The sequence below is a fragment of the Mesorhizobium sp. B2-4-3 genome, from assembly GCF_006442815.1.
In the GTDB taxonomy this organism is placed as follows: Bacteria; Pseudomonadota; Alphaproteobacteria; order Rhizobiales; family Rhizobiaceae; genus Mesorhizobium.
The window spans coordinates 25,863-42,663 of record NZ_VFVL01000042.1 but is presented as its reverse complement, the minus strand read 5'-3'; the positions used below and the strand labels follow the sequence as shown (position 1 = coordinate 42,663).

15 protein-coding genes are annotated in these 16,801 nt (G+C 64.1%); 6 read left to right on the top strand and 9 right to left on the bottom strand.

All coding sequences use genetic code 11. The features are described 5' to 3' along the window. Positions 1 to 97: 97 nt before the first annotated feature. Together FJ956_RS27740 and FJ956_RS27735 are read right to left on the bottom strand one after the other, a co-directional pair. A complete protein-coding gene (locus FJ956_RS27740) occupies positions 98 to 1,300 on the bottom strand; it encodes an aromatic ring-hydroxylating dioxygenase subunit alpha (RefSeq protein WP_140683432.1) in 1,203 nt (400 codons plus the stop codon). A gap of 27 nt (positions 1,301 to 1,327) precedes the next feature. Then, complete coding sequence (locus FJ956_RS27735) at positions 1,328 to 1,681, bottom strand: hypothetical protein (RefSeq protein ID WP_140683435.1); 354 nt, start codon at positions 1,679 to 1,681, stop codon at positions 1,328 to 1,330. 97 nt (positions 1,682 to 1,778) lie between these two features. Here FJ956_RS27735 and FJ956_RS27730 point away from each other — a divergent pair, with 97 nt between their 5' ends. Beyond that, positions 1,779 to 2,189 carry a hypothetical protein gene (locus FJ956_RS27730; RefSeq protein ID WP_140683438.1) on the top strand — a complete coding sequence of 137 codons (411 nt, stop codon included), beginning with the start codon at positions 1,779 to 1,781 and terminating at the stop codon, positions 2,187 to 2,189. 195 nt (positions 2,190 to 2,384) lie between these two features. Here the strand turns inward: FJ956_RS27730 and FJ956_RS27725 are convergent, their stop codons facing one another. Together FJ956_RS27725 and FJ956_RS27720 are read right to left on the bottom strand one after the other, a co-directional pair. Beyond that, complete coding sequence (locus FJ956_RS27725) at positions 2,385 to 4,493, bottom strand: ATP-binding protein (RefSeq protein ID WP_246672214.1); 2,109 nt, start codon at positions 4,491 to 4,493, stop codon at positions 2,385 to 2,387. A gap of 136 nt (positions 4,494 to 4,629) precedes the next feature. After that, the gene (locus FJ956_RS27720) at positions 4,630 to 5,358 is read right to left on the bottom strand and encodes a response regulator transcription factor (protein WP_246672215.1); all 729 of its coding nucleotides are present in this window, start codon (positions 5,356 to 5,358) and stop codon (positions 4,630 to 4,632) included. Between the two features lie 93 nt (positions 5,359 to 5,451). Between FJ956_RS27720 and FJ956_RS27715 the strand changes: the two genes are divergently transcribed. Then, the gene (locus tag FJ956_RS27715) at positions 5,452 to 6,153 is read left to right on the top strand and encodes a response regulator transcription factor (protein ID WP_140683440.1); all 702 of its coding nucleotides are present in this window, start codon (positions 5,452 to 5,454) and stop codon (positions 6,151 to 6,153) included. Positions 6,154 to 6,223: 70 nt separating this feature from the next. Here FJ956_RS27715 and FJ956_RS27710 read toward each other — a convergent pair whose 3' ends face one another. Together FJ956_RS27710 and FJ956_RS27705 are read right to left on the bottom strand one after the other, a co-directional pair. Beyond that, positions 6,224 to 6,388: a hypothetical protein gene (locus FJ956_RS27710; protein ID WP_140647442.1), complete on the bottom strand. Its 165-nt coding sequence runs from the start codon at positions 6,386 to 6,388 to the stop codon at positions 6,224 to 6,226. 35 nt (positions 6,389 to 6,423) lie between these two features. Beyond that, positions 6,424 to 6,756, bottom strand: coding sequence for a hypothetical protein (locus tag FJ956_RS27705; RefSeq protein ID WP_140683443.1), 333 nt, complete (start codon positions 6,754 to 6,756; stop codon positions 6,424 to 6,426). Positions 6,757 to 7,107: 351 nt separating this feature from the next. Between FJ956_RS27705 and FJ956_RS27700 the strand changes: the two genes are divergently transcribed. Next, on the top strand, positions 7,108 to 7,563 hold the full coding sequence (locus FJ956_RS27700) for a L,D-transpeptidase (protein WP_140683446.1): 456 nt from the start codon (positions 7,108 to 7,110) through the stop codon (positions 7,561 to 7,563). A gap of 137 nt (positions 7,564 to 7,700) precedes the next feature. Here FJ956_RS27700 and FJ956_RS27695 read toward each other — a convergent pair whose 3' ends face one another. Then, the gene (locus FJ956_RS27695) at positions 7,701 to 10,784 is read right to left on the bottom strand and encodes an efflux RND transporter permease subunit (protein ID WP_140683449.1); all 3,084 of its coding nucleotides are present in this window, start codon (positions 10,782 to 10,784) and stop codon (positions 7,701 to 7,703) included. Next, positions 10,781 to 12,067 (bottom strand): efflux RND transporter periplasmic adaptor subunit, encoded by a 1,287-nt coding sequence (locus FJ956_RS27690; RefSeq protein ID WP_246672216.1) that lies wholly within the window; start codon positions 12,065 to 12,067, stop codon positions 10,781 to 10,783. Before FJ956_RS27690 ends, FJ956_RS27695 begins: the two co-directional genes overlap by 4 nt. A 149-nt stretch (positions 12,068 to 12,216) precedes the next feature. Between FJ956_RS27690 and FJ956_RS27685 the strand changes: the two genes are divergently transcribed. From FJ956_RS27685 to FJ956_RS27675, 3 genes are all read left to right on the top strand, one after another. Next, positions 12,217 to 12,750, top strand: coding sequence for a TetR family transcriptional regulator (locus FJ956_RS27685; RefSeq protein ID WP_140683452.1), 534 nt, complete (start codon positions 12,217 to 12,219; stop codon positions 12,748 to 12,750). A 149-nt stretch (positions 12,751 to 12,899) separates the two neighbouring features. Beyond that, positions 12,900 to 14,510, top strand: a complete 1,611-nt coding sequence (locus tag FJ956_RS27680) for an inorganic phosphate transporter (RefSeq protein ID WP_140683455.1) — start codon at positions 12,900 to 12,902, stop codon at positions 14,508 to 14,510. Positions 14,511 to 14,591: 81 nt separating this feature from the next. Further along, positions 14,592 to 15,620, top strand: coding sequence for a CorA family divalent cation transporter (locus FJ956_RS27675; protein WP_140683458.1), 1,029 nt, complete (start codon positions 14,592 to 14,594; stop codon positions 15,618 to 15,620). 324 nt (positions 15,621 to 15,944) lie between these two features. Here FJ956_RS27675 and FJ956_RS27670 read toward each other — a convergent pair whose 3' ends face one another. Beyond that, positions 15,945 to 16,790: an MFS transporter gene (locus FJ956_RS27670; protein ID WP_140683461.1), complete on the bottom strand. Its 846-nt coding sequence runs from the start codon at positions 16,788 to 16,790 to the stop codon at positions 15,945 to 15,947. Positions 16,791 to 16,801: the final 11 nt, after the last annotated feature.

Here is a 16,801-nt window from a genome sequence, read left to right as displayed (position 1 = left end):
CGCAAAACGCACGAAACTGTTCGCGATGTCTTCGCACACCTGTTCGCGATGTCCCCAGTCCATACAGGGGGGAGATCAGCAGCTCCGGCGCCTCGCTCTACCCCCTCGACCGCAGCGCGTCGTTCAGCCCCCACATGTCCTTCTCCTCGGGCGCCGTCTCCAGATTGAGCACCGGGACCTGCTTGCGCAGATGGTCATGGTGGGTGCGCACGCCATATTCGAGGTCGGAGAGATAGAAGCCCTCGAAGGCTTCCGACAGCATGGATTCGTTCGACCACACGGAAAGCTGGACGTCCTCGCTCATCGTGTCGCGGTCGATGCGGTAGGCGAGGTAGCGCGCCGCGGCCTGCTCGCGCGTCTCGTCCTTGTAGCGGTAGATGGCGCCGCGCAGCAGCGTCTCGCCGGTCGACAGCGGGAACTCCTGATAGAACTGGACGGATTCCGGCATGATCGACAACGCGTTGTTGGGGAAGATGCCGTAATAGATCCAGGCCTTGCGCAGATGCTCCGGCAGGTGCGTCGGCTCGGGCGAGAGCTTGATGTACTGGTTGACGCTCCAGCGCCGTCCGGCATGCGGATTGTAGGTGGCGAAGGACCGCGACACGCCGTTGATGAAGGGTTCGTCGAAATAGGTCGCGCCATAGAGGTCCTGCAGCGCCGGATGCGCCATGGCGACGTGATAACCTTCATTGTCGACGTCGCGCACCGACTTCCAGTTCACAGGCGACTTCTGCGTCCAGATGCCCCAGGACGGGACCATGTCGGCGACCTTGTAATGCGCCATCTCGGCTTCGATCGGCTTCAAGAGCTCGGCCACCGAAGGCTGCGGACCGCCTTTGCGGAAGCGGATGAAGATGAAGCCCATCCAGATTTCGAGGTCGAGCGGCATCAGGCCGAACTCGGTCTTGTCGAGCTCGGGGAAGGAGCGCGGACGGGCGGCGCCCCGCAGCGTGCCGTCGAGATTGTAGACCCAGCCATGGAACGGGCACACCAGCGCGTTCTTGCAGGTGCCCTGGCTGTCGGCGACGACGCGGCTGCCGCGGTGGCGGCACATGTTGTTGAAGGCGCGCACGACGCCGTCCTTGCCGCGCACGATCAGCGCCCGCTCGCCGATGACGTCCATGGTCAGATAGTCACCAGCGTTGGGCACGTCGGAGACATGGCCGGCGATCTGCCAGTGATTGCGGAAGACATATTCCTTCTCGAGCTCGAGAAGGGCGTTGGAATGGTAACTCCACCCCGGCAAACCCCGCCGGTCCCAATCGTTGGGGATCGCCACGTCACGGAGGTGCGGGTTCATGGGCATGCTCTTCTTTTTGTTGAATACTCATTCAATATAAACATATTTTTCTTTGAAATGCAATGGCTTGCGGAAATGTGGAAATTCCGTGGCGGCAAGTCTGGCCTCGCCCGAGCCGGAAAAATCCCGGAAAATCCGGGTCTTAATCGAGGAAGCAGAACAGCGATTGCGGCCGCCGCCACCTGCCTCGGAATGGGCATGTTTCGATTGATATCGAGCGTGCGGCAGGCAGCCACGGTGCATTCGATTTTCAGGCACTGCAGTGTGAGGCTGTTTACAGTCGGCCGGGCGCGACAGGCGCACATCTGCGCCGACCGCTTCAATGACCGGCCGAATGGTTGCCGCGGATTGGATGCTGCCGCGTCGAGCGGCCTGTTTCAATCCTGTTACACAGGCAGCCGCCGCCGATCATCCGGCTGTTACCTGGTGCGATTATGTTCGTTTCATAGAAAAAAGAAAGATAACGAAGGGAACAACGATGTTCGCGAAAGCTCGCGCCGCCGACGCCAATCGCCGCCTTGATGTGCCGGAACGCAATGACCGCCGGCCGAAGCTTGCGCTGCGCCAGCGCGCCAGCGACCATCCGATGGCGATGTTCATGCTGATCGGCGCGTGCGCCCTTGTCGCCATGCTGGCGGCACCTGCCTCAGGCCCGGCTTTCGCCTCGATCAATCCGCCGGCCAATGTCATCGAGGGCGCCCAGACCACGCTCAAGACCGCCCGCCTGCCGGAACCCTCGATCGACTTTGCCTGCAAGGGCCAGAATTGGGGCGCCGAGAGCGTCGACTGCCTGCGCGCCATCGCCGAGCAGTCTGGCCAGCACCGGGAGCGCGCGGTTCGCATGATCGCCAGCGCCGCGCCGCTCACCAGCACGCCGAACGTTTTTTAAGACCTCCCCTGAGCGCACCCTCCTGCGCTCGAGTCAGGCTCCCGCCGAAAGTCGGTCGGGAGCCTCTTTTTTGGGGCCTGCCGATATTCAGGTGAGGCCGGCCTGACCTGAATCTCAACAGACCCCGCGGCGGCGCCAGAACAAGGTTTCGCCGCACCTTCCTCACGTTTCCCTGTCGGCTCCGCGCTAGTCAACTCAGATGTGGGCGCCGTTGTCGGCGGCGGCGGCGACCTCGTCGGCGACGGTCGAGAGGATGCCGCGGACGTCGAGCGTCGAGAAAGGCTTCTCCAGAATCTGCGGGCGCTGCTGCGGCGGCAGCGCTTCGATCTCCGCCTTGGCGCCGATCATGTCGCCGGTCACCAGCACGAAGCGCTTGGCCAGAGCGGGCCGCTGGGAAAGCAGTTCGCGGTAGATCGCCATGCCGCTGGTACCCGGCATGCGCAGATCGGAAAAGACGATGTCAGGCAGCATGTGACCGTTCAACACGTCGGCCGCCGATGTCCAGCTTGCCACGACGCGCGACTTCACGCCCATCAGCTCGAGTATGTCGGACAACGAGGCGGCGACGTCCGGCTCGTCGTCGATCACCAGCGCATGGCGCAGCCCGCTCGAACGCGCCGGACCTTCGCCGGGCGCGGTGCCGTTGCCCGCGATCGCCGGCAATTGCACGACGAAGCGCGCGCCGTGCGGCTCGACCTCCTCGAACCAGATGTTGCCGTTGTGGCGTTCGACGATCGATTTCGAGATCGACAGGCCGATGCCGGTGCCGACGCCGACCGGCTTGGTGGTGAAATAGGATTCGAAGATGCGCGAGCGGATCGCCTCGGGAATGCCGGGGCCATTGTCCTCGACGGAGAAGCCCGGATTGCCGCGCTCGCCGCGGAAAGTCCGCACCTTGATGCGCCGTTCGCCCTCGACGCCGGCCAGCGCATGCTGGCTATTGATCAAGAAGTTCGCGGCAACCTGGGTGACATGGTCGGCATCCGCCATGGCAAGCAGTGGCCCACCGGCGAAATCGGTGTCGATGACGATGCCGCTGGAGCGCGCGCCATAGGCGGTGACTTCGAGCGCCGAGCGCACCACCTGGTTGAGATCGGTCTCGGCCTGCTCAGTCGGGTGCAGGCGCACCATCGACAGGAAGCTCTTGACGATGCGGCCGCAGCGCTCGGCGGCGGCGCGCACTTTTTCGGCGCGGACCTTGGTCTGCGGATCGCTCGCGAATTCGTGCAGCAGCGTCGACTGCGCCACAACCACCGCCAGCGGGTTGTTGAGCTCATGCGAGACGCCGGCAAGCAGCGAGCCCATCGCCGCCATCTTCTCGTTCTGGTGCAGCTTCTCGCGCTGGCGGTTGATCTCTTCCTCGGCCTGCAGCTTTTCGCGCAGGTCGCGGATCGAGCCGAAGATCAGACGGCGGTCGGCAACGCGCATCTCGGTCGCCGTCAGCTCGATCGGGAAAATCTCGCCGGCGGCGTTCTGCGTAACGGTCTCCAGCCGTTGGCCGACCATCGGCGCGCCGCGCCCGGCCATGTATTCGGCGCCCGAGGCATAGCCCTTGCGATAGTATATCGGAACGATGGTATCGAGCAGGTCCTTGCCAAGGATGGCGCTGCGCTGGAAGCCGAACATCTTCTCGGCGGCTGGATTGAACTCGATGATCGAGCCGGCCTCGTCGATGACGATGATGGCGTCGAGCGAGGCCTGCAGCATGGTGCGGCGGATCACTTCGCTGGCATGCGCCTCGGATGGCGAGCGCTCGATAGCGTCGCCGATCGCCAGGGCGATGATGTGCAGGGTCGCTTCTTCCTCGTCAGTCCATTCGCGCTCGGCGACGCAGTCGTTGACGGCCAGCGTGCCCCAGAGGTGGCCATGCGCGAACACGGAGACGGACAGGAACGACCTGATGTTCTGCTTCTCGAAATCGGTCCGCAGGAAACCGTCGAGGTCGCGTGTGTGGCCGGAGAAAATCTTGCCTTGCCGCTCATCCTCCTGCAACTGCTCCAGCAGCGAGTCCGAGTTGATGATCGATTGCATGATCACCGAGGGCGACGCCAGCTCGCCGCCGAAGTCAGGGTCGATCCAATAAGCGGCGACGGACTGGGCGAAGCCTTCACCCGGCAATTCACGCAGGCGGAAGAGAATGCCGCGCTGGCAATCCATCTTGCGGCACATTGTTCCCAGTATGTCGTCCATCTCGCGCTGCCAGTCGCCTGCCTCGCGCAGGCGGCGCACGACATGGACAGCCGCCATAGCGGCGCCGCCCGGGCGCGAGCCATGCGTATCGGCGCGTGCTGTGTCAGCAGTCATGGTCGGCCGTCTCTCGGAGCCCGCTTGAAGTGCGTCGCGTCGAAACGGATTCGAGCGACGCGATTCAAGTCCGTATTTCGATGCATGTCGTTCCCAAAACCGCTGCGCATTTTTGGGCAACATGCATTGGGCTGGTTCAATTGCCGTCGCCGCTCGGCAGCGAGAAGATATAGCCTTCGCCGCGTACCGTGCGCAGGAATTTCGGGTTGGCGGGATCGGCCTCGATTTTCTTTCGCAACCGCATGATGCGGATGTCGACCGCGCGCGAGGATTCCGGATCCTCCACGAAGCCGATGGCTTCCGAAATCGCCGCTCGCGTCAGAAGCCGGTTGGCGCGGGTGAGAAAAACCTCGAGCACGTCGAACTCGCTTTTGGCCATCTCGATGACCGCGCCATTGGCGCCGATGACCAGACGGCCGTCGAAATCGGCCTGGAGGCCGCCGAAATTCACGAAGCGGCGATTGCCGGTTTCGGCCTTCTGCGCCTGCGGCTCGGCCGGCTGCGGCACGCGGCGCAGCACGCTGCGCACGCGCGCCAGCACCTCGCGCAATTCGTACGGTTTGACGATATAATCGTCGGCGCCGAGCTCCAGCCCGACGATGCGGTCGAGCGCGGTGCCGGCGGCCGTGGCGTAGATGACGCCGATCTGCGTTTTCGAGCGCAGCCAGCGGCCGAGCGACAGCCCGTCCTCGCCAGGCATGGCGATGTCGAGGATGGCAAGGTGGAAGGACTGCGCCTCGAACAGCGCGCGCGCGGCGGCCGCATTCTCGGCCGTGACGACGTCATAGCCGCTGGCGCCGAGATATTCGGCCACAGCCTCCCTCAGATCCGGTTCGTCCTCGACGACGATGATGCGTGCCTTCACGACGCGCTCGCTCCCGCTTTCGGTGGAAAGTAGATTGGGTATAAACATGATGTCCAGCACTCATCTCGAGTTGTCTGTGGCGGGGTGAAGAAAATGGCCGCACGATCCGTCATAGCGCTTGTGTCCGTCGCCGAGGTGGTGGCCAAAAATCTCGCTGACCATCTCGACCGGCGCGGGCACGATGTGCGCCAGGCGCGCCAGCCCTGGGAGGCGGAGACGCTGCTTTCGGCCGGCGGCATCGATATCGTGGTCGTCGGCGACGACGTCACCCAGGCCGAGGGCCGCGAACTGCTCAGGCGTTACAGCGGCCAGGGCGGGGGTGGCGAGGGCGGTCCCGACTTCGTCCTGATCTGCCGGCCGCGCGACCTCGTCGACAAGGTGCTGGCGCTCGAGCTGGGTGCTGCCGACGTCATCGAAAGCCCGCTCAACGTGCGCGAGCTTGCCGCGCGTATCGGCGGCCTGCTGACCAGACGCGGCAGGGCCGGCGGCGAACTGATCGTGCTGGAAAACGCCACCGTCGATCTGCGGTCGGCCATGGTGATGCATCGATCGGGGTCGGAGGATCAGCTTTCTCCGGGGCAGGTGGCGCTGCTCAGGCTGTTCCTGGCGAGCCCGCGCAAGGTGCTGACGCGCGACGACATCATTGCCGCGGCGCCGGCCGAGAATGCCGACGCATTCGACCGTTCGATCGACTCGCGCATCGTGCGGCTGCGCCGCAAGCTTGACACCGAGACCATCACCACCATCAGGGGCGCCGGCTATCGTTTCGATCCGCCGGTCCCACGCAACGAGTAAGTTCCGGTCGGCGAGGCGTTGGAGCATCGGTTTTCCCAAGCGTGGTCATTCCGGGTCCGACGCCCGGCGCTCAGCGCACCACGATGACAGAGGGGCCGGATGGAAGGTCGGCGCTAGCGGTTATCTCGGCCTTGGCGCGCTCCTTGAGCAGCACCGTCGCCAGCGCCGCGAAGCCGAGCAGGCCCTGCGCGTAAAGCAGCGCGGAAAGCACAGAAGCGGCAAATTTCGTCTTCATCTCTTTAAATCCCCAATCTCGAAATCGTCGGTGCTTCAGGAAACTCCCGAAGCGCCCGCGCCGCTGACGGAGCCCCCCGCTGCGGCGCGGGCCTTCGGTCCTCTCGGCAGCAAGTAGCCGGAGGGGCCGCGTGTCCTCATCAGCCGAAGGCCGACCCGCCAGAGGGCCTTCAGCCGGTGGACGCGCAGGCTGGACAAAATCCAGACCGTGGCGATGAACAGAGCCATGTGCAGCGTCGAAACCTCGCCGGAATTCACCGCCGCCAGCGTCGTCGCCGGGTTGCCGGCCACCGAGCCGGCGCCGCCGAGCACGATCGCCGCGACGCTGATCCTGGGAAGCCAGGAGCGGAGTTTCGATTTCCTGCCCATTTTCGTTTGCAGATGTCTGTTCCCGTTGCGTCAAACCTGACGCCGGCCTGTATCCACATCATGCCGCCGGAGACGCACTTTGTTGCAAATCGGTTTCGAAATTGGCCGCCCTGCTTTCACATACGGGCAAAATTGGCTTTCGTTTGCACTGCAACATACGATTTGGTTGCAAGGTGGAGCGAGCCGCACCTTGCGGCGGACTCAGTTCCGGGACCTTCTCTGTTAACTTCGAGAAACAAATTCGAAACAAAAACGAGCATCAAGCGAAATTGATCTGAAACAGGCGTCCTCGATAAGGCGGTCCATCGAATTGAAACCGGCGCGACCGGCCAAAAACAGAGAGGGATCGTCATGCATACCGCCATTTCCGCCAAGCTTATCAATGTCACCGCCGCCGCGCTCACCGGCGCGACGCTGCTCTTCGGCGCCGGCAACACTGCCCATGCCAACCAGATCGTCGCCAAGGTTTCGCTGTCGCAGCAGATCATGGAAGTCACGGTCGATGGCCGCCCGACCTACACCTGGAAGGTGTCGACCGGCGACAGGAGGCACATCACGCCGACCGGCTCGTTCAAGCCGACCCGCCTGCATGAGATGTGGTATTCGAAAAAATACGACAATGCGCCGATGCCGCATTCGGTCTTCTTCAGCGGCGGCTACGCCGTTCACGCCACCTATGCCATCAGCCGTCTCGGCCGTCCTGCCTCGCATGGCTGCGTGCGGCTGCATCCGGATGCGGCGGCCGACTTCTACCAGCTCGTCGAGGCCTTCGGCCCCGGCAACACCAGCATCGTGATCGTCAAGTAGCAGGCTGGGGTCAAGTAACGGGCTGGGTAAAGTAGCAGGCGGGTTGCCGCCTTCGGGATAGCGCCGAAGCCGTGGGGCGACCACCAAAAAGAGGCCGGAATTTCCGGCCTCTTTTGTTTTTCGCTTCGTTTGCCGTCTCAGCTCGGCAGCGCCGGCATCAGCTTTGGATCGGGCTTCTCGGCGAGATGCGGCAAGTCCTTGCTGGCGATGAAGGTGTAGAACATCGGCACGACGAAGAGCGTGAACATGGTGCCGACCAGGATGCCGGTGAAGATGACCAGGCCCATCGAATAGCGCGCGGCCGCACCGGCGCCGCTGGAGACGATCAGCGGCACGACGCCGAGCGCCATGGCCGCCGTGGTCATCAGGATCGGCCGCAGGCGCACCTTGGCCGAAGCGATGATGGCGTCGCGTCGGCGCATGCCATGTATTTCACGCTGCTGGTTGGCGAATTCCACCAGCAGAATGCCGTGCTTGGTGATCAGGCCGATCAGCGTGATCAGGCCGACCTGGGTGTAGATGTTCAGCGTCCCCAGGCCGATGTTGAGCGGCACGATCGCGCCGAAGATCGACAGTGGCACCGCCATCATGATGATCAGCGGATCGCGGAAGCTCTCGAACTGGGCCGCCAGCACCAGATAGATCACGATCACCGCCGCCGCGAAGGCGATCAGGATGGTGTTGCCCTGTTCCTTCTCCTGCCGCGACTGGCCGGAATAGTCGACGAAGAAAGTGTCGGGCAGGGTCTCCTTAGCGAGGTCCTCCAGCACCTTCAGGCCGTCGCCGGTGGTCACGCCGGGCAGAGGCAAAGCCGAGATCGTCGAGGAGTTCAGCTGGTTGAACTGCTCGATGGCCGCCGGCGAGGCATTGGTCGAGATATTCACGACCGCCGACAGCGGCACCATCTTGCCGTCGACACTGCGCACGAAATACTCGCCGAGCTTGTCGGGATTGTCGCGGAATTCCTGCGGCACCTGCGGAATGATGTCGTAGCTGTTGGAGTCGCGGTCGAACTGCGCCACTTCCGAGCCGCCGACAAGCAGCGTCAGCGTATTGCCGATATCGGCGATCGGCAAGTTCAATGCTGCCGCGCGCTCGCGGTCGATCGTCACGGTCACCTGCGGCGCATCGTAAGACATCGAGTTCTGCACGACGATGAAGCGGCCGGAGGCCTGCGCCTTGCTCTTGATCTTCTCCGCTTGCTCGAAGACCTCCGAGGGAGCTCCGGTGGAGCGCACCACCATGGAAATCGGCAGGCCGCCGCCGGAGCCGGGCAGCGTCGGCGGCGCGAAGACGAAGGCTTCGACGCCGGCCACCTTGGCCAGGCGGCCCTGGATGTCGGCCTGGAGCTCCTTCGAACTGCGCTTGCGTTCCGCCCAGTCCTTGAAGGCGAAGCCGACGAAGGCGCCGTTGGTCGCGCCGCCGAAGGCGACGGCGGAGAATTGCGCCCTGGTCTCGGGAATATCCTTCACCAGGCCAAGCATCTGGTTGACGTAGGTCTCGGTGTAATCCGATGTCGCGTAGCGCGGCGCGGTAACGATCGAGAGCAGGAAGCCCTGATCTTCTTCCGGCGCCAGCTCGGTCGAGGTCTTGGTGAACATGAAGCCGGTCAGCGCGACGAGGGCGATCACGATGATCAGCGTCACCGGCCGGTTCCTGAGCGAAGCGGTGACTGCCCGTTCGTAGACGCGCTCGACGCGACTGAAGGTTCCGTCGACGATCCGCTGGAAGCGGCCGTGCTGGCCCGGCTTCAGCAGGCGAGCGGACATCATCGGCGTGATGGTCATGGCAATCAGGCCCGACAGCACCACCGAGCCGGCCAGCGTCACCGCGAATTCGCGGAACAGCGCGCCGGTGAGGCCGCCGGTGAAGGCAAGCGGGGCGAACACGGCGGCCAGCGTCACGGTCATCGCCACGATGGCCGTCGCGATCTCGCGCATGCCGTTGAAGGCCGCCTGCATCGGCGACATGCCGTCTTCCTCCATGTGGCGGTGGATGTTCTCCACCACGACAATGGCGTCGTCGACGACAAGGCCGATCGCCAGCACCATGGCCAGCAGCGACAGAAGGTTGATCGAATAACCGACCGCAAACAGGATGAAGCAGACGCCGATCAGCGACAGGGGGATGGTGACGATCGGCATCATCACCGAGCGGAACGAGCCCAGGAACAGGAGGATGACCACGATGACGATGGCGACCGCCTCGCCGATGGTCTTGAACACCTCCTCGATCGAGGCGCTGATCTGGCCCGTCGCGTCGTAAACGACCTCGATCGTCATGCCTTTCGGCAGCGTATCCTGGATCTGCGGCACGAGCTTGGTCAGCGCCGCCGCCGTCGTCAGCGGGTTGGCCGCGGGCGTCGGGAAAATGGCCAGGAAGGTTCCCGGCTTGCCGTTGAAGCTCACCCTGGTGTCGGTGTTCTCCGCGCCGAGCTCGACACGCGCGACATCGCGCAGGCGCACCACCTGGCCATCCGTCGAGCGGATCGGCAACTGGGCGAAGGCCTCGGGCGTCTGCAGGGTCGAATGCACGGTGATCGAGGAGACCACATATTCGTTCTGGGTGTTGCCGGGCGCCGACAGGAAGTTCGAGTTGTTGATCGCGGTCAGCACGTCCACGGCGGTGGCGCCACGGGCGGCGAGCCGGATGGGGTCGATCCAGATGCGCATGGAATATTCCTGGGCGCCGAAGATCTGGACGTCGGCGACACCTTCCACGGTCGAGATGCGAGGCCGTATGACGCGCTCGATATATTCGGTGAGCTGCTCCTTGGTCATGTTCGGGTTCTGCATCGAGATGTACATCATCGCGAACTGCTGCCCGGTGCCCTTGACGATGACCGGGTCCTTGGACGCGTCGGGCAAGGTGCCGCGCACGCCCTGGACCTTGGACAACACCTCTGCCAGCGCCACATCCGGATTGGAGCCGAGCTTCATCTGCACGGTCACCGCGCTCGATGACGGACGGCTGGACGAGGTCACGTAGTCGATGTTCTCGGTCGAGGCGACGGCGCGCGCGATCGGGGCCGAGATGAAGCCCTGGATCAGGTCGGCGCTGGCGCCGGGATAGGCCGTGGTGATGGTGATCGCCGTCTCGTCGACCTTAGGATACTGACGGATCGACAGGCCGAAGATGCCCTGGAAACCGAGCAGCAGGATCAGGCAGGCCAGCACCGTCGAGAGCACCGGCCGGCGAATGAAGAGGTCGGAGAAGCTCATTGCTGAACCTGCTTGTTCGCCGATTTGCTGGGATCGATGGTGTTATCGACGGCAACCGACATGCCGTTGAAGAGCCGGTTCTGGCCGGCCGTGACGACCTGGTCGCCGGCCTTGAGGCCCTCGGCAATCTCGACCATGCCGTTGTTGCGGCGGCCGAGCTTGACGAAGACCTGCGAGATGGTGAGCGCAGGCTGCTGCGCGGCCTCTGGCGGCTTTGCGGCGTCGCCGGACGCCTTGTCGGCCGGCTTCGCGTCCGCCGGCTTTGCCGCGTTGTCGGCGGGCTTGGCGGCATCGCCGGCCGCCTTGCCGGCGCCGGCCTTCTGCTCGTCCGGCTTTGCCGGAGCCGGCGCCGCGCCCTCGGCAGATTTCGCCGGCTCGACCACGAAGACATAATCGCCATAGAGGCTCGTCGTCACCGCCGTCTGCGGCACGGAGATGACGTTGTTTTCCTGCGGCAGCTCGACGCGGATCTGGACGAACTGGCCAGGCGTCAGCTTGCCTTCCGGATTGGCGACCTCGCCGCGGATCGAGACCAGCCGGCTTGCCGGATCGATCTTGGGGTCGATGCCGCGAATGGAGCCGGCAAAGGACATGTCGGCAAGGTTGCCGCCGAGCTTGACGGTCTGGCCGATCTTGAGCAGCGGCAGCTGCTGTTCGGGTACCGTGAAGTCGACCCGCATCGTGTCCAAATCCTGGATCGTCACCACCGCGTTGCCGGGGGCCAGGTACTGGCCGACGTCGATCTTCGGGATACCGACCGTGCCGCCGAAGGGCGCGGACAACTGCTTCTGGTCGAGCACTGCCTGCAGCTTGTTGACCTGCGCGGCCGAGGCGTCGGCCGCCGCACGCGCGGCGTCGAGCGTCGCGTCCGTGCCGACGCCGCGCCGCTGCAATTCGATGGCGCGGGTTAGCGCCGCCTGGTCGGAGGCGGCCTGCGCCTTCTGCGCCACCAGATCGGCTTTCTCCACGGCATCGTCGAGCTGCACCAACACCGCGTCGGCGGCAACCTTCTGGTTGGCGTGGAAAAGGATGTCCTTGACGATGCCGCTCGTCTCGAGGGTGAGATCGACGCCGCGTACGGCGTTGACGGTGCCGATGGCCTCGACGCCGGGCGTCCACTTCGAAGGCTCGACGGTCACTGTCGAGACCGTCGCGGCCGGCGGCTTCATGGTGGCGAAATACTGCTTGATGCCGGCATCGCGCATGAAGTTGAAGCCTACGATGCCGACGCACACCAGAGCGAGCAAAAGCAAAAATCCGGCGATGATGAAAAAGCGCTTCACGGATGGTTCCCCTCGAGCCGGCAACCGGCAAAACAATCGATGCCGGGACACATATCGACGATAAGTCCCGATTTCAAATGGCGGGCGCCTTACTGTACCGGCTGGACGGTCTTGTCAATTCCGCCTAGGCTAATGTAGGGGGAAGCGCGATGAGAGTACCCAGGGCCAACTCACGCGAAAAGATACTTGCCGCCGCCGCCGACGTGGCGCGCGAGGCTGGTCCGGGAAGCCTGTCGCTCGAGGCGGTTGCCAGCCGCGCCGGCGTGTCGAAAGGCGGCCTGCTCTACAACTTCCCAACCAAGGCCAAGCTGATGCAGGGGCTGGTCGAAAGCTATCTCAGCGATTTCCAGAAGGCGCTGGAAACACGCGCTACCGAGGCCGGCCACGAAAGCGTGCTCTCAGCCTATATCAAGCTGTCGGCCGACGACTGCGAGCGGCCGAAACCCTCGGCGTCCTGGATGTTCTCGGCGATCGCCGAAGATCCCGATTTCCTGACGCCGATCAAGGCCTTCAAGCACCAGCTGTTCGAACGGCTGAAGGGAGAGACGGACGACCTCGGCTCGCTGCTGGTCTGCTATCTCGCCATCGAGGGGATGCGCAGCATGAATCTGTTCGATTCAGACGTGCTGTCCGAAGACGAGCGCAGGCTTCTGGTGTCCTCGCTCCTGAAGATAGCCGGATAGGTCGCCAAACGGTTTGGTAGTGACCAAACTGTTTGGTAGTGACCAAACTGTTTGGTGGTGACCAAACTGTTAAGAGCGTCACACCAGCTTCATCCTGGGGACATAGCGTCCTCCCCGGTTCTTTGCTGCAATGCAAACGGAGTGGGACAATGGTGGACGTAGTTTCCAGTGAGGCGGGGATCCCGAGACCGGATCATCCCCTAGAACAATCGGGCGGTGCCAAATGGTTCCTGCCGGCTTTCGGCGTGCTGGTGCTCGTCGGCATCATCTATGTCGGCTATGCGCTGAGCCAGGATCTGGCCATCGCCAAGACGGTGCCCTGGATCCTGCTCGGCATCGCCCTTCTGATTGCGCTGGGCTTCGAGTTCGTCAACGGCTTCCACGACACCGCCAACGCAGTGGCCACCGTCATCTACACGCGGTCGTTGCCGGCCGAATTCGCCGTCATGTGGTCGGGGGTCTTCAATTTCCTCGGCGTCTTGACCTCGAGTGGCGCGGTGGCGTTCGGCATACTGTCGCTGCTGCCGGTCGAGCTCATCCTGCAGGTCGGCTCGTCATCCGGCTTCGCCATGGTGTTCGCTCTTCTGGTCGCCGCCATCCTGTGGAACCTCGGCACCTGGTTCCTCGGCCTGCCGGCCTCGAGCTCGCACACGATGGTCGGCTCGATCATCGGCGTCGGCCTTGCCAACCAGTTCATGGCCCCGGCCGGAAGCGCCACCAGCGGCGTCGACTGGGGCCAGGCGACCAATGTCGGCATCACCTTGCTAGTCTCGCCGATCGTCGGCTTCTTCGCCGCCGCCATCCTGCTCTATGCCATGAAGCTCCTGGTGCGCAATCCGGCGCTCTACGAAGCGCCGAAGGGCAATGCGCCGCCGCCATGGTGGATCCGCGCGCTGCTGATCTTCACCTGCACCGGCGTCAGCTTCGCGCACGGTTCCAATGACGGTCAGAAGGGCATGGGGCTGATCATGCTGATCCTGATCGGCGTCGTGCCGACGGCTTACGCGCTCAACCGCACGCCCGACATCAACTATCTCGAAGCCTACAAGTCGGCCTCCGCCAGCGTCGAGACGGCGCTGGGCAAATATGCCAAGCCCGGCGTCACCGTTGCCGATGCCAACGCCGCAAAGGCAGCCGTGCAGGAAGCCGTGCGCAGCAAGACATGGAACGATCAGACGACCGTTGCGCTGCAGACCTATATCCACAACACCACCGCCGGGCTGCAGCCCTACGCTTCCGTCGACAACGTGCCGACCGACCTGGTCAGCAACGCGCGCAACGACATATACCTGATCGGCGAAGCGCTGAAGCTGATCGACAAGAAGAAGCTACTGCCGATGCAGGACGCCGACCTGAAGTCGGTGACTGACTACCATAAGGCGGTCGACAACGCGACGAAGTTCATCCCGCTGTGGGTGAAGATCGCCGTGGCGCTGGCGCTCGGCCTTGGCACCATGGTCGGCTGGAAGCGCATCGTCGTCACCGTCGGCGAGAAGATCGGCAAGAGCCACCTGACCTATGGCCAGGGCGCCGCCGCCGAGCTGGTCGCGATGATCACCATCGGCATGGCCGACCGTTTCGGCCTGCCGGTGTCGACGACGCACGTGCTGTCGTCCGGCGTCGCCGGCACCATGGCGGCCAACGGCTCCGGCCTGCAGTGGTCGACCGTGCGCAACCTCCTGCTGGCCTGGGTGCTCACGCTGCCCTGCTCGATCGCTCTGGCCTTCGTGCTGTTCGTGATCCTGCGTCACGTTTTCTGAGCGGCGGTTCTTGCCTGACCAGCAACATCGACGGCGCCGGTTCCGGCGCCGTCTTGCTTTCGAGCATGTGATTGAGCGGCCATGAATGACGCATCGCATCTGACGCTGCTTGCCTGGGACGACAGCCGCCATCACGCGCCCGGCCTGATCTGGGCCTATCGCGGCGCCGCAGGCCAAGCGCCGCAGCCGATCGCGCCGAAGGACATCGAAGCAGCGCTTGCCGCGCCGGACGGCTGGGTTTGGCTGCATGTCGATCTCATCGACCAGCGGGCGCATTCCTGGATCAGCCATGCCTGCGCGCTGCCGCAATCGGCGCATGCGATCCTCGAAGGCCATGAGGACAGCATGGCGCTGGCGCATGAAAAGGGCGTCGTGCACGGGATCGCCGCCGACCTGCATGGCGAGATCGGGCGAAGGTCGACCACCATCGGCAGGCTGCATTTCGCGGTGACGGACCGGTTGCTGGTGACCGGCCGCCGCCATTCGCTGGCGGCTGTGGAAGAGGTGAACAAGGCGCTTTCGCAAGGGTTCCAACCGGCGACCGCCTTCGAGCTGTTCGGCGCTATCGTGCTTGCCTTCTGCGGAAGCGCGAGCGGGCGGCTGGCGCTGGCCACGAAGCAGCTTGACGAGGTCGAGGACCGTCTCGTCACCGAGCGCCTTGCCGACGAGAGGCGCCGGATCAAGGAGGTGCGTCGCCTGGGGGTGTCGCTGCACCGGCCGATCGCGGCACAGGTCGCGCTGTTCCTGGACGAGAACCGTGCCGGCTGGGAATTATCGGCCGGCGCGCATGAGATATTGGGCAAGCTGGCGGCTCGCCTCAAAAGGCTGGACCGCGAAGTCGTCATGGTCAACGACCGGGCAAGGCTGCTGCAGGAAGAGGTCGCGGCGGAACTCGCGGACGAATCCAACCGCAGCCTGAAGGCGTTGGCGGTCATGAGCGCGCTGCTTCTGCCGGGAACGCTGATCGTCGGCATCTTCGGCATGAATACAGAAGGACTGCCGCTCACGCACACGCATGGCGGCTTCCTGCTGGCGATGCTGCTTGCGGGTGGGGCGACCGGATTGTTCTACTGGCTGCTGCTGCGGGCAGGCGCCGATCTCAAATTCTAAATTGGATGTCGCCGTCGGGCGTATAGGCCTACGGACCTTGCGGCGGAGATCGTCTGCCAGAATCGCTCCAGACCAGGATGACGTTTCGTTGAATCGCCTTCCTGGTCCAACTCCTCGTTGGAGCCTGATCTGTTCCGGAAGCCGGTTCCCACTTTTCGGGATCTTGCTCTAGCCGCTGCAGGCGCCGGCTCGGCTCGTTGCCGGCGATAGTCGAGGCATTGATGGCGGGAGCGGCCCCCGATTATCCGGTATCGGCGTGACGGGCTGAATGCACTCGTTCCAGTCGGCGCTGATGCCGAATTCGTACAGTCGCGAGGCGCATTCCTATCGTCGCGCAATCTCCGCCCTGCTACGGCGGCGCAGCTGGCGCAGCGACAAAAGATGGAGCAGGATTGAGCTTGGCACCACGAAAGCAGGGGTCAGCACACCCGGATAATCGCCAGCGCCGATGCTCTGCACATCCGGAACGATCAATTGCCACGGGCCGGGCGAGGTGATTATGCCCATGGTGATCGCGACGGCGAAATCGGCAAGGCCAAGGATGTTCCACAGAGTTGCTGCCCTCCGGCCCTCGGCTGTGCCGGTCGCCAGCGCGATCGCCGTCGGCAACGCGAACAGCCCTGTCAGCACGTCGCCGACGCCTGCCGGCACCGCGAATACGCCGGGCAGCGCACCATGCAGCCACGCCGCGAGCGCCCAACTGCCGAATACGCGGTAGAGCTGAAGCGCGACGAGCCAGCTCGCCGGTATCGCATCGAGCACCTGCCCGACCCGCCTGGAGAACAGCAACAGCGGCGCACCGATGATCACCGGCAGCAAGATAGCCGATGGCAACGCCGGTAAAACCGTGGCGTCCGGGTGGAAGATGCCATTGATAGCAGCACTCCAAGCGACGGCGAACCACAGCGTGTCCGTGATCATGATCGCCAACCAGGTCGCGCGGCGTTGACCCGGCGTCAGGCTCGTATGTTCGAGGCCGAGCCACAATCCCAGAGCGATGAGTCCGTGGGCCGCGAGCTGGTGGAACGTGGTCGGAACGCCGCTGTCCGGGATCGCCGGCCAACGATAGATCAAGAGCAGCCACAACGTTGTGAGCGGCGCAAACCAGAGCAGGCCGCGCCGGGCGCTATGCGATGGAATGATGGCAGGGGAAACGGCTTCGGCGGTCATCGGCGGTATTC

Excerpts from the sequence above, each read along its gene's own strand:
- FJ956_RS27675 (WP_140683458.1), top strand. The coding sequence starts at position 14,592 with ATGAATGACGCATCGCATCTGACGCTGCTTGCCTGGGACGACAGCCGC.
- FJ956_RS27705 (WP_140683443.1), bottom strand. The coding sequence starts at position 6,756 with ATGGGCAGGAAATCGAAACTCCGCTCCTGGCTTCCCAGGATCAGCGTC.
- FJ956_RS27670 (WP_140683461.1), bottom strand. The coding sequence starts at position 16,790 with ATGACCGCCGAAGCCGTTTCCCCTGCCATCATTCCATCGCATAGCGCC.
- FJ956_RS27700 (WP_140683446.1), top strand. The coding sequence starts at position 7,108 with ATGCATACCGCCATTTCCGCCAAGCTTATCAATGTCACCGCCGCCGCG.
- FJ956_RS27725 (WP_246672214.1), bottom strand. The coding sequence starts at position 4,493 with ATGACTGCTGACACAGCACGCGCCGATACGCATGGCTCGCGCCCGGGC.
- FJ956_RS27680 (WP_140683455.1), top strand. The coding sequence starts at position 12,900 with ATGGTGGACGTAGTTTCCAGTGAGGCGGGGATCCCGAGACCGGATCAT.
- FJ956_RS27740 (WP_140683432.1), bottom strand. The coding sequence starts at position 1,300 with ATGAACCCGCACCTCCGTGACGTGGCGATCCCCAACGATTGGGACCGG.
- FJ956_RS27685 (WP_140683452.1), top strand. The coding sequence starts at position 12,217 with ATGAGAGTACCCAGGGCCAACTCACGCGAAAAGATACTTGCCGCCGCC.
- FJ956_RS27710 (WP_140647442.1), bottom strand. The coding sequence starts at position 6,388 with ATGAAGACGAAATTTGCCGCTTCTGTGCTTTCCGCGCTGCTTTACGCG.
- FJ956_RS27695 (WP_140683449.1), bottom strand. The coding sequence starts at position 10,784 with ATGAGCTTCTCCGACCTCTTCATTCGCCGGCCGGTGCTCTCGACGGTG.
- FJ956_RS27715 (WP_140683440.1), top strand. The coding sequence starts at position 5,452 with ATGGCCGCACGATCCGTCATAGCGCTTGTGTCCGTCGCCGAGGTGGTG.
- FJ956_RS27730 (WP_140683438.1), top strand. The coding sequence starts at position 1,779 with ATGTTCGCGAAAGCTCGCGCCGCCGACGCCAATCGCCGCCTTGATGTG.